This is a genomic window from Bacillus sp. LR_5 (assembly GCF_042709275.1).
Genome location: NZ_JAVAXX010000225.1, coordinates 1 through 10,759 on the forward strand (window position 1 = coordinate 1; position 10,759 = coordinate 10,759).

13 protein-coding genes are annotated in these 10,759 nt (G+C 43.9%); all 13 read left to right on the forward strand.

Going from position 1 to position 10,759, the window contains the following annotated elements; genetic code table 11:
- A partial coding sequence (locus tag RAC86_RS28765; protein WP_377886302.1) for a type III pantothenate kinase occupies nt 1-649 on the forward strand: 649 nt, incomplete at its 5' end.
- 11 nt (nt 650-660) lie between these two features.
- A complete protein-coding gene (gene hslO, locus RAC86_RS28770; protein ID WP_041520828.1) occupies nt 661-1,536 on the forward strand; it encodes a redox-regulated molecular chaperone HslO in 876 nt (291 codons plus the stop codon).
- 47 nt (nt 1,537-1,583) lie between these two features.
- Nucleotides 1,584-2,477 (forward strand): peptidyl-prolyl cis-trans isomerase, encoded by an 894-nt coding sequence (locus RAC86_RS28775; RefSeq protein ID WP_072565629.1) that lies wholly within the window; start codon nt 1,584-1,586, stop codon nt 2,475-2,477.
- Between the two features lie 75 nt (nt 2,478-2,552).
- Nucleotides 2,553-3,479 carry a cysteine synthase A gene (gene cysK / locus RAC86_RS28780; RefSeq protein WP_014112318.1) on the forward strand — a complete coding sequence of 309 codons (927 nt, stop codon included), beginning with the start codon at nt 2,553-2,555 and terminating at the stop codon, nt 3,477-3,479.
- Between the two features lie 164 nt (nt 3,480-3,643).
- Nucleotides 3,644-5,053 carry an anthranilate synthase component I family protein gene (locus RAC86_RS28785; RefSeq protein ID WP_072565630.1) on the forward strand — a complete coding sequence of 470 codons (1,410 nt, stop codon included), beginning with the start codon at nt 3,644-3,646 and terminating at the stop codon, nt 5,051-5,053.
- Nucleotides 5,054-5,066: 13 nt separating this feature from the next.
- Complete coding sequence (gene pabA / locus RAC86_RS28790) at nt 5,067-5,651, forward strand: aminodeoxychorismate/anthranilate synthase component II (RefSeq protein ID WP_014112319.1); 585 nt, start codon at nt 5,067-5,069, stop codon at nt 5,649-5,651.
- Nucleotides 5,651-6,532, forward strand: coding sequence for an aminodeoxychorismate lyase (gene pabC / locus RAC86_RS28795; protein WP_242735235.1), 882 nt, complete (start codon nt 5,651-5,653; stop codon nt 6,530-6,532). The genes pabA and pabC overlap by 1 nt, the downstream gene beginning before the upstream one ends.
- Nucleotides 6,514-7,371 carry a dihydropteroate synthase gene (gene folP / locus RAC86_RS28800; protein WP_061187552.1) on the forward strand — a complete coding sequence of 286 codons (858 nt, stop codon included), beginning with the start codon at nt 6,514-6,516 and terminating at the stop codon, nt 7,369-7,371. Before pabC ends, folP begins: the two co-directional genes overlap by 19 nt.
- The gene (gene folB / locus RAC86_RS28805; protein ID WP_014112322.1) at nt 7,364-7,726 is read left to right on the forward strand and encodes a dihydroneopterin aldolase; all 363 of its coding nucleotides are present in this window, start codon (nt 7,364-7,366) and stop codon (nt 7,724-7,726) included. Before folP ends, folB begins: the two co-directional genes overlap by 8 nt.
- Entirely contained in the window at nt 7,723-8,226 is a 504-nt protein-coding gene (gene folK / locus RAC86_RS28810) for a 2-amino-4-hydroxy-6-hydroxymethyldihydropteridine diphosphokinase (protein ID WP_014112323.1), read from the forward strand. Before folB ends, folK begins: the two co-directional genes overlap by 4 nt.
- The gene (locus RAC86_RS28815; RefSeq protein ID WP_014112324.1) at nt 8,178-8,396 is read left to right on the forward strand and encodes a helix-turn-helix domain-containing protein; all 219 of its coding nucleotides are present in this window, start codon (nt 8,178-8,180) and stop codon (nt 8,394-8,396) included. The genes folK and RAC86_RS28815 overlap by 49 nt, the downstream gene beginning before the upstream one ends.
- A 13-nt stretch (nt 8,397-8,409) precedes the next feature.
- Entirely contained in the window at nt 8,410-9,411 is a 1,002-nt protein-coding gene (gene dusB / locus RAC86_RS28820) for a tRNA dihydrouridine synthase DusB (RefSeq protein ID WP_072565632.1), read from the forward strand.
- 91 nt (nt 9,412-9,502) lie between these two features.
- The coding region (gene lysS / locus RAC86_RS28825) for a lysine--tRNA ligase (protein WP_377886303.1) at nt 9,503-10,759 on the forward strand (1,257 nt) is incomplete at its 3' end.

Sequence of the window (10,759 nt, forward strand, 5' to 3'; positions counted from 1 at the left end):
ACGCTCCTTATTTGAGCATTCCGGGCTTATGTTTGAACAGATAGATGGCATTATTATTTCATCGGTAGTGCCGCCAATCATGTTTGCGTTAGAAAGAATGTGCACAAAATACTTTCATATCGAACCGCAAATTGTCGGTCCGGGTGTGAAAACGGGTTTAAATATAAAATATGACAATCCGAAAGAAGTGGGAGCAGACAGAATCGTAAATGCTGTTGCTGCGATACACTTATACGGCAATCCGTTAATTGTTGTTGATTTCGGAACTGCCACAACGTACTGCTATATTGATGAAAACAAACAATACATGGGCGGGGCGATTGCTCCTGGGATTACGATTTCGACAGAGGCGCTTTATTCGCGTGCGGCAAAGCTTCCGCGTATCGAAATCACCCGGCCTGACAATATTATCGGAAAAAACACTGTAAGCGCGATGCAATCTGGAATTTTATTTGGCTATGTCGGTCAAGTGGAAGGAATCGTCAAGCGAATGAAATGGCAGGCAAAACAGGAACCAAAGGTCATTGCGACAGGAGGCCTTGCGCCGCTCATTGCAAACGAATCAGATTGTATAGATATCGTTGATCCATTCTTAACCCTAAAAGGGCTGGAATTGATTTATGAACGAAACCGCGTAGGAAGTGTATAGGAGGTTTTGTAATGGATTATTTAGTAAAAGCACTTGCGTATGATGGAAAAGTTCGCGCTTATGCAGCGAGAACAACTGATATGGTAAATGAAGGGCAAAGACGCCATGGTACGTGGCCGACAGCATCCGCTGCACTGGGCCGTACAATGACAGCCTCACTTATGCTCGGCGCTATGCTGAAGGGCGATGATAAGCTGACGGTGAAAATCGAGGGCGGAGGTCCAATCGGAGCAATTGTAGCTGATGCCAATGCAAAAGGGGAAGTCAGAGCATACGTCTCTAACCCGCAAGTTCATTTTGATTTAAATGAACAAGGCAAGCTTGATGTCAGACGTGCAGTTGGAACTAGCGGAACGTTAAGTGTCGTAAAAGATTTAGGTTTACGCGAGTTCTTCACAGGACAAGTAGAAATTGTTTCAGGAGAATTGGGTGATGATTTCACTTACTATCTTGTGTCATCTGAGCAGGTTCCTTCATCAGTGGGCGTAGGTGTGCTCGTGAATCCTGACAATACCATTCTTGCGGCAGGAGGCTTTATTATTCAGCTGATGCCGGGAACTGATGATGAAACCATCGCAAAAATTGAACAGCGTCTATCTCAAGTAGAGCCGATTTCAAAGCTCATCCAAAAAGGGCTTACACCGGAAGAGATTTTAGAAGAAGTCCTAGGCGAGAAACCTGAGATTTTGGAAACGATGCCTGTTAGATTCCATTGCCCTTGTTCAAAAGAACGTTTCGAAACAGCTATTTTAGGACTAGGCAAAAAAGAAATTCAAGATATGATAGAAGAAGATGGACAAGCCGAAGCAGTATGCCATTTTTGTAATGAAAAGTACTTATTTACAAAAGAAGAGCTGGAAGGGCTTCGTGACCAAACCACCCGCTAAGCTCTTTAGCGGGTTTTTTAATTTGAGAAAAGGGGCTGAAAACAGGTTTGAAATCAAGAACAATCTGGACCATTATTTTAGGGGCGCTGTTGGTTTGCTGTATTGCTGTTGCATATACGCTGACGAAATCCCAGGCAGGCGCATCGCCGTCCGGTGAGTCTATTGCGACGATCGGAGGCAAAAGTGTGACAAGAGAAGAATGGCTGAAAGAAATGGAAGACCGATATGGAAAGTCGACACTTGAAGATATGATCAATGTCCGAGTCGTTGAGCAGCTAGCCAAAAAGAACAACCTCAAAGTGTCTAAAAATGAAATTGATCGTGAGTTTTTGCTGATTAAAGCGGTCAACAATTCCTTTTACGAAGACGAACATACAACTGAGAAAGAGTGGAAAAATCAAATTCGTTATAATATCCTTCTTGAAGAATTGTTAACAAGGGATATTGATATTTCAAACAAAGAACTGAAATCATTCTATAATAAAAATAAAGAACTGTATCAGTTTGATGATTCGTATCGAATTCGGCACATTGTTGTAAAAGATGAAGAAGAAGCGAGAGAAGTCCTGAAAGAACTGAAAGGCGGCTCAAGCTTTGAAGCCGTCGCGGCGGAAAGGTCTACAGACAGATATACATCACCATATGGCGGAGATTTAGGTTTTGTCACAGAAGCATCAGACAACATTCCGTCAGCATACATTGAAGAAGCAAAAACACTCAAAGAGGATGAATGGTCTGACGAACCGATAAAGGTCAGTAACGGATATGCCGTTATTCAGCTGAAAGAAAAACTAAAGGCAAGAACATTCTCGTATGATGAAGTAAAGGATCAGATCAGACGGCAAATCGCAATGGATCAGCTAGGCGATAAAGCGACAGTCAAAACACTTTGGAAAGAAGCCGATGTATCGTGGTTTTATGGGGAAAAAAGTACTAAGTGATTGACAAAAAATTTTGAAATTGATAGATTATATACATAATACCAATACAAATAGTCGGAAATTGAGGTGTCGAGAATGGTACGTGTAGCAAACTCCATTACTGAATTAATTGGGAATACGCCAATCGTGAAATTAAATCGCCTTGCAGATGAAAACAGTGCGGATGTATATCTAAAGCTTGAATACATGAACCCTGGAAGCAGTGTAAAAGACCGTATCGGTTTAGCTATGATTGAAGCCGCTGAAAAAGAAGGGAAATTAAAAGCCGGTGATACAATCATTGAACCGACAAGCGGAAATACTGGAATCGGGCTTGCGATGGTTGCTGCTGCTAAAGGGTTAAAAGCTATTTTGGTTATGCCTGATACAATGAGCATGGAGCGTCGCAACCTTCTTCGCGCATACGGTGCTGAGCTTGTGCTGACTCCTGGTGCAGAAGGCATGAAAGGCGCCATTAAGAAAGCTGAAGAGCTTGCTGAGCAGCACGGATACTTTGTGCCGCAACAGTTTAATAACCCTTCTAACCCAGAAATTCACCGCCAAACAACGGGTAAAGAAATCGTTGAGCAATTCGGTGATGATCAGCTTGATGCATTTGTAGCCGGAATCGGTACAGGCGGAACGATTACAGGAGCGGGTGAAGTTCTGAAGGAAGCATACCCTTCCATCAAAATTTACGCTGTTGAACCGTCAGATTCCCCAGTGCTATCAGGAGGAAAACCAGGCCCCCATAAAATTCAGGGAATCGGAGCTGGATTTGTACCGGACATCTTAAATACTGAAGTATATGATGAAATCTTCCCCGTGAAGAATGAAGAAGCATTCGAATATGCACGCAGAGCTGCACGTGAAGAAGGAATTCTCGGAGGCATCTCATCAGGCGCGGCAATTTATGCTGCTCTTCAAGTAGCGAAAAAACTCGGAAAAGGCAAAAAAGTATTGGCCATCATTCCAAGTAATGGCGAACGTTATCTGAGCACGCCGCTGTATCAATTCGATTAAAAAAGCCAAACTCCCGGTCCGCCGGGAGTTTTTTTATATTTGTGCATCAAATATGCCATGTCTGCGACGAATGTTATTCTTGGAAGAGAAATTCACTTTTTTCACTAACAAGATTGCTTTACAATAAAAAAACAAGCAAAAAAGAAAATAGAGGAATGATATAAATGGCACAACGCAGACCGGCAGGCAAAAAAGTACCTTTTCAAAAAGACTCATTCTTACAACAATTTGAGAAACTTGCGCAATCCAGAAAACAGCATGTACTTCTTGAAAGTGCAAGAGGCGGCAGATACAGTATAGCCGGTCTTGATCCGATTGCGACTGTAAAAGGAAAAGACGGAATTACAACAATTAAGCATGGGGATGAGATGCTGTTTAAGGAAGGTGATCCATTACGTGCCTTCCACAGCTGGTTTAAAACGCTGGAAACAGAAACAGATCACGAGCTCCCGGATTTTCAAGGCGGGGCAATCGGGTTTCTCAGCTATGATTACGCACGTTATATTGAAAATTTTAAAATGCTCTCATTAGATGATCTGGAAACACCGGATATTTATTTTCTTGTTTTTGATGATATAGCAGTTTATGACCATCAAGAAGAGTCTCTGTGGCTGATTACTCATGTTAATGGCACTGATGATTCTGCTGACGTGAAGCTATCCGAGTTGGAGCGGATGTGGCTGACTGAGCTTCCCGCTGTCCCTTCGCGAGAGATGAAGCATGAATCAGACGGTTCCTTCGCGGCACCATTTACCGAGGATGGATTCTCACAAGCTGTAGAGAAAATCAAACAATACATTGCCAGCGGAGATGTGTTCCAAGTCAATCTATCAATAAGGCAGTCACAGTCGCTGTCTGTCCACCCATATCAAATTTTCAAGACCCTGAGAGAAGTAAATCCTTCGCCGTATATGGCTTATTTAGAAACACCTGATTTCCAAATCATTTGCGGATCGCCTGAACTGCTTGTCAGCAAAAAGGGCAAGCTATTAGAGACGAGACCGATTGCGGGCACCCGTTCCAGGGGAAAAACGGATGAAGAAGACGAAGCGCTCGCAAACGAATTGATCCACAATGAAAAAGAACGCGCTGAGCATGTCATGCTGGTTGATCTTGAGCGGAATGATCTGGGAAGAGTATCACGGTACGGTTCTGTGCGCGTGAATGAATTCATGGCGATTGAAAAATACTCGCATGTGATGCATATTGTGTCTAACGTCCAAGGTGAACTGCAGGATGGGTATGATGCCGTAGATATTATTCATGCTGTGTTTCCTGGAGGGACCATTACAGGTGCTCCCAAAGTAAGAACGATGGAAATTATAGAAGAACTTGAGCCGACACGCCGCGGGCTTTATACTGGATCTATAGGATGGTTTGGATATAATCACGATCTGCAGTTTAATATCGTCATTCGAACCATTTACGCAACCGGAGGGCAGGCATTTATGCAGTCCGGCGCAGGAGTTGTGATTGATTCCGTTCCAAAGCACGAGTACAAGGAATCATTCAAAAAAGCTTTTGCGATGCAAAAGGCGTTAGAGCTGAGCAAAGAAGAGACAAAAATTAGATGAGGTGAGCGGAGAAATGATTTTAATGATTGATAACTACGATTCATTCACGTACAACTTGGTGCAGTATTTGGGCGAGCTTGGGGAAGAACTGATTGTGAAACGCAATGACGACATCACGATCGAAGAAATCGAAGAGCTGTCTCCTGATTTTCTGATGATTTCACCAGGACCGTGCAGTCCTGATGAGGCAGGGATTAGCCTTGAAGCAATTAAACATTTTGCAGGGAAAATTCCCGTTTTTGGTGTATGCCTCGGTCATCAGTCCATCGCACAAGTATTTGGCGGTGACGTAATTAGGGCTGAACGGCTTATGCACGGGAAAACCTCGGATATTGAGCATGACGGCAAGACAATCTTCGAAGGCTTGAAAAATCCCCTTGTCGCGACTCGTTATCACTCGCTGATCGTAAAATCTGAGACGCTGCCAAGCTGTTTTACAGTAACAGCACAAACGAAAGAAGGAGAAATCATGGCCATTCGCCACAATGACCTCCCGATAGAGGGCGTGCAATTTCACCCAGAGTCTATTATGACTTCCTTTGGGAAAGAAATGCTCAGAAATTTCATTGAGACATACCGCAAGGAAGTTATTGCGTGATGATATATGTTAACGGCCGGTATATAGAGGAGAAAGATGCAGTTCTTTCTCCTTTTGACCATGGATTTTTATATGGGATCGGTGTTTTCGAAACCTTCAGGCTCTACGAAGGCTGCCCATTTTTGCTTGATTGGCATATAGAAAGGCTTAAACGCGCACTTAAGGATCTGCAAATCGAATATACTGTTTCAAAGCATGAGATCCTTGAGATGCTGGACAAGCTGCTTCGGCTGAATAATATCAAGGATGGCAATGCCCGTGTCAGGCTGGACATATCAGCCGGAATCAGCGATAAAGGCTTTGTTGCCCAGACTTACGATAAGCCAACTGTTTTATGCTATGTGAACCAACTGAAACCAGAAAGTCTTCCTTTGCAAAAAGAAGGAAAGGTTTTATCGATACGGAGAAACACACCAGAGGGGCCGTTCCGGTTAAAATCTCATCATTATTTAAATAATATGTATGCGAAGCGGGAAATCGGAAATGATCCGCGTGTCGAAGGGATTTTCCTAACGGAGGATGGAGCTGTTGCGGAGGGCATCATATCAAATGTTTTCTGGAGAAAAGACAGCTGCATCTATACCCCATCTCTTGATACCGGTATTCTGGACGGTGTCACGAGACGTTTTGTCATGGAAAATGCGAACAAGATAGGACTGGCACTCAAAACGGGCCGATATGAGCTGGAAGCTCTTTTGACAGCTGACGAAGCGTGGATGACGAACTCGGTTCTTGAGATCATCCCTTTTACGAAAATAGAAGAAGTAAACTACGCGGGCCAAAGCGGAGAAGCAGCCTCTGCTCTTCAAGCGCTATACAAAAAAGAAATAAAGAACATGATTCATGAAAAGGGAGGAAGAGAATGGCGCAGCAAACGATAGACCAAACACAAGTAATCCACACCAAGCCCAGCGCTTTATCATATAAAGAGAAGACACTGGTGATGGGGATTTTAAACGTAACGCCTGACTCTTTCTCGGACGGCGGAAAATATGACAGCTTGGACAAGGCACTCCTACACGCGAAAGAGATGATCGATGACGGTGCCCATATCATTGACATCGGAGGAGAATCGACAAGGCCTGGCGCTGAATATGTCTCAGAGGATGAGGAGATGTCCAGAGTGATCCCGGTAATTGAGCGGATCACAAAAGAACTGGGCGTGCCGATTTCTGTAGATACGTACAAGGCTCCTGTCGCAGATGAAGCTGTTAAAGCAGGCGCATCCATCATCAATGATATTTGGGGAGCGAAACATGATCCGAAGATGGCTTCCGTTGCAGCAGAACACAATGTTCCGATTGTTCTCATGCATAACCGCCCTGAGAGAAATTACAATGACTTATTACCGGATATGCTGTCGGACTTAATGGAGAGTGTAAAAATCGCTGTTGAGGCCGGAGTAGAGGAAAGGAACATTATCCTTGATCCAGGTATCGGTTTCGCGAAAACCTATCATGATAACTTGGCAGTGATGAACAAACTGGAGATTTTGAGCGGCCTGGGGTATCCGGTTCTTCTGGCAACCTCCCGAAAAAGATTCATCGGACGTGTTCTGGATCTTCCGCCTGAGGAGCGGGCTGAGGGCACGGGTGCGACCGTGTGTCTCGGCATTCAAAAAGGCTGTGACATTGTCAGGGTCCATGACGTGAAACAAATTGCCAGAATGGCGAAAATGATGGACGCGATGCTGAATAAGGGAGGGGTGCACCATGGATAAAGTCTTTGTAGAAGGAATGGAGTTTTACGGATACCACGGTGTGTTCAAAGAAGAAAACAAGCTTGGACAGCGATTTAAAGTTGATTTAACCGCTGAGCTGGATTTAAGCAAAGCCGGACAAACAGACGACCTTGAGCAAACGATTAACTATGCTGAGCTCTATCACGTATGTAAAGATATCGTAGAAGGGGAGCCTGTGAAATTGGTGGAAACGCTGGCGGAACGTATTGCCGACAATGTGCTCAAGAAATTTCAGCCGGTGCAGCAATGTACTGTGAAAGTGATTAAGCCAGATCCGCCAATTCCCGGACACTATAAATCAGTAGCAATTGAAATCACGAGAAAAAAGTCATGAACAACATAGCTTATATCGCACTTGGATCAAACATTGGAGATAGAGAAACATATTTAAGGCAAGCAGTGGCATTGCTGCACCAGCATGATGCGGTGACAGTCACTAAAGTGTCGTCCATTTACGAAACTGACCCGGTCGGATACGAAGACCAAGATGAATTTTTGAATATGGCTGTTGAAATCAAGACGTCGCTGAACCCTTTTGAACTCCTTGAGCTGACGCAGCATATAGAAAATGAATTAGGAAGAACAAGGGAAGTAAGATGGGGACCGCGGACGGCAGACCTTGACATTTTGCTGTTTAATCGTGAAAATATTGAAACAGAGCAACTAATTGTTCCGCATCCGAGAATGTATGAGCGTTTGTTTGTCCTTGCGCCGCTTGCGGAGATTTGCCCGCAGGTTGAAAAAGAGGCAACAAGTGCGGAAACAGACCAAGAAGGTGTAAGAGTATGGAAGCAGAAATCTGGGGTAGACGAATTCGTGCATTCAGAAAGCTGAAAGGTTATACTCAAGAAGGATTTGCAAAAGCGTTAGGTATATCAGTTTCTATTCTCGGCGAAATTGAACGCGGAAACCGATTGCCGTCGGCTGCCATCATTCAAGGTGCAGCAGATGTTTTAAATATAAGCGCGGACGAATTAGCGCCGCCAGAAAAAGATAACAAATGAAGGGAGGTCAAAAATGTTTAAAATCGGTGATATTCAATTGAAAAACAGGGTTGTGCTTGCCCCTATGGCTGGTGTCTGCAACTCAGCCTTCAGATTGACTGTAAAGGAATTCGGAGCTGGATTGGTATGTGCTGAAATGGTCAGTGACAAAGCGATCCTTTACAACAATGCAAAAACCATGGGTATGCTTTACATTGATGAACGTGAAAAACCGCTCAGCCTTCAAATTTTCGGAGGAAAAAAGGAAACCCTTGTGGAAGCGGCGAAGTTTGTAGACCAAAACACAACTGCTGATATTATTGATATTAACATGGGGTGTCCTGTGCCAAAGATTACAAAATGCGATGCAGGAGCCAAATGGCTTCTCGATCCTGATAAGATTTACGAAATGGTTTCTGCAGTAGTGGATGCCGTTGATAAACCAGTTACGGTGAAAATGAGAATGGGCTGGGATGAAGACCACATTTTCGCAGTGGAAAATGCACAGGCTGTAGAACGTGCGGGCGGAAAAGCAGTTGCGCTTCACGGCCGTACGAGAGTGCAGATGTACGAAGGAACGGCAAACTGGGACATCATCAAAGAAGTAAAACAATCAGTATCGATTCCGGTTATCGGAAACGGCGATGTTAAGACGCCGCAGGATGCTAAGCGTATGCTCGATGAAACAGGAGTAGACGGTGTCATGATCGGACGCGCTGCATTGGGCAATCCGTGGATGATTTACCGTACGGTTCAGTATCTTGAAACAGGTGAATTAAAAGAAGAGCCGCAAGTACGCGAAAAAATGGCGGTATGCAAACTGCATCTTGACCGCCTGGTTGACTTAAAAGGTGAAAACGTAGCGGTAAGAGAAATGAGAAAGCACGCTGCATGGTATCTGAAAGGTGTAAGAGGCAATGCGAATGTTCGTAATGAAATCAATCATTGCGAGACAAGAGAAGAGTTTGTGCAGCTTTTAGATGCATTTACTGTTGAAGTTGAGGCAAAAGGGCTTCAAAACGCAAAAGTAGGATAATGCTCACCTCTATTTGCTGCTCACTGCCAGTTTTGCGCTGGCAGTTTTTCTGCTTTTTTCATGAAACAATATCTGTAATGGAGTGATAACAATGAGTCAAGAAGAGCATAACCATGAAGAATTGAACGACCAGTTGCAAGTCAGACGCGATAAAATGAATCAGCTGAGAGATAACGGAATCGATCCATTCGGCGCACGTTTTGAAAGAACTCATCAGTCTCAGGAAGTTATTTCAGCATATCAAGATCTAACCAAAGAAGAGTTAGAAGAAAAAGCGATTGAAGTCACAATCGCAGGCCGCATGATGACAAAACGCGGTAAAGGAAAAGCCGGTTTTGCGCATCTTCAGGACTTAGAAGGCCAAATTCAAATCTACGTAAGAAAAGACAGTGTCGGTGACGACCAATATGAAATCTTCAAGTCTTCTGATCTCGGTGATCTTATCGGTGTAACCGGAAAAGTCTTCAAAACAAATGTAGGCGAATTGTCTGTTAAAGCAACTTCTTTTGAATTGCTGACAAAAGCGCTTCGTCCGCTTCCTGACAAATACCATGGTTTGAAAGATGTTGAGCAGCGCTACCGCCAGCGCTACTTGGATCTTATCGTAAATCCAGACAGCAAACATACGTTCATCGCACGGAGCAAGATCATTCAAGCTATGAGAAGATACCTTGATGATCACGGATACTTAGAAGTAGAAACACCAACAATGCACAGCATTCCTGGGGGAGCTTCTGCACGTCCATTTATCACTCACCACAATGCGTTAGATATTCCGCTCTACATGCGTATTGCAATCGAATTGCATCTAAAACGCCTAATTGTCGGCGGTTTAGAAAAAGTATATGAAATCGGCCGTGTTTTCCGTAATGAAGGTGTCTCTACACGCCATAACCCTGAATTCACGATGATTGAGTTATATGAAGCATATGCGGACTATAAAGATATCATGAGCTTAACTGAAAACCTTGTCGCTCATATCGCCCAAGAAGTTCTTGGGACAACTACGATCCAATACGGCGAAGAACAAATCGACCTTAAACCTGAGTGGAAAAGAATCCATATGGTTGACGCGGTCAAAGAAGCGACTGGCGTTGATTTCTGGGAAGAGGTTACTGTTGAGCAGGCGCGTGAATATGCAAAAGAACATGGCGTAGAGATTAAAGATTCTATGACGGTAGGCCATATCATCAACGAATTCTTCGAACAAAAAATTGAAGAAACGCTTATTCAGCCAACGTTTATTTACGGACATCCTGTAGAAATCTCTCCTCTAGCTAAGAAAAACCCAGAGGACCCACGCTTTACAGACCGTTTTGAACTGTTTATCGTTGGCCGTGAACATGCA

What these genes read in the sequence shown, in the direction of transcription:
- hslO (WP_041520828.1), top strand. Translation starts at nt 661, where the DNA reads ATGGATTATTTAGTAAAAGCACTTGCGTATGATGGAAAAGTTCGCGCT.
- cysK (WP_014112318.1), top strand. Translation starts at nt 2,553, where the DNA reads ATGGTACGTGTAGCAAACTCCATTACTGAATTAATTGGGAATACGCCA.
- RAC86_RS28785 (WP_072565630.1), top strand. Translation starts at nt 3,644, where the DNA reads ATGGCACAACGCAGACCGGCAGGCAAAAAAGTACCTTTTCAAAAAGAC.
- pabA (WP_014112319.1), top strand. Translation starts at nt 5,067, where the DNA reads ATGATTTTAATGATTGATAACTACGATTCATTCACGTACAACTTGGTG.
- pabC (WP_242735235.1), top strand. Translation starts at nt 5,651, where the DNA reads ATGATATATGTTAACGGCCGGTATATAGAGGAGAAAGATGCAGTTCTT.
- folP (WP_061187552.1), top strand. Translation starts at nt 6,514, where the DNA reads ATGGCGCAGCAAACGATAGACCAAACACAAGTAATCCACACCAAGCCC.
- folB (WP_014112322.1), top strand. Translation starts at nt 7,364, where the DNA reads ATGGATAAAGTCTTTGTAGAAGGAATGGAGTTTTACGGATACCACGGT.
- folK (WP_014112323.1), top strand. Translation starts at nt 7,723, where the DNA reads ATGAACAACATAGCTTATATCGCACTTGGATCAAACATTGGAGATAGA.
- RAC86_RS28815 (WP_014112324.1), top strand. Translation starts at nt 8,178, where the DNA reads ATGGAAGCAGAAATCTGGGGTAGACGAATTCGTGCATTCAGAAAGCTG.
- dusB (WP_072565632.1), top strand. Translation starts at nt 8,410, where the DNA reads ATGTTTAAAATCGGTGATATTCAATTGAAAAACAGGGTTGTGCTTGCC.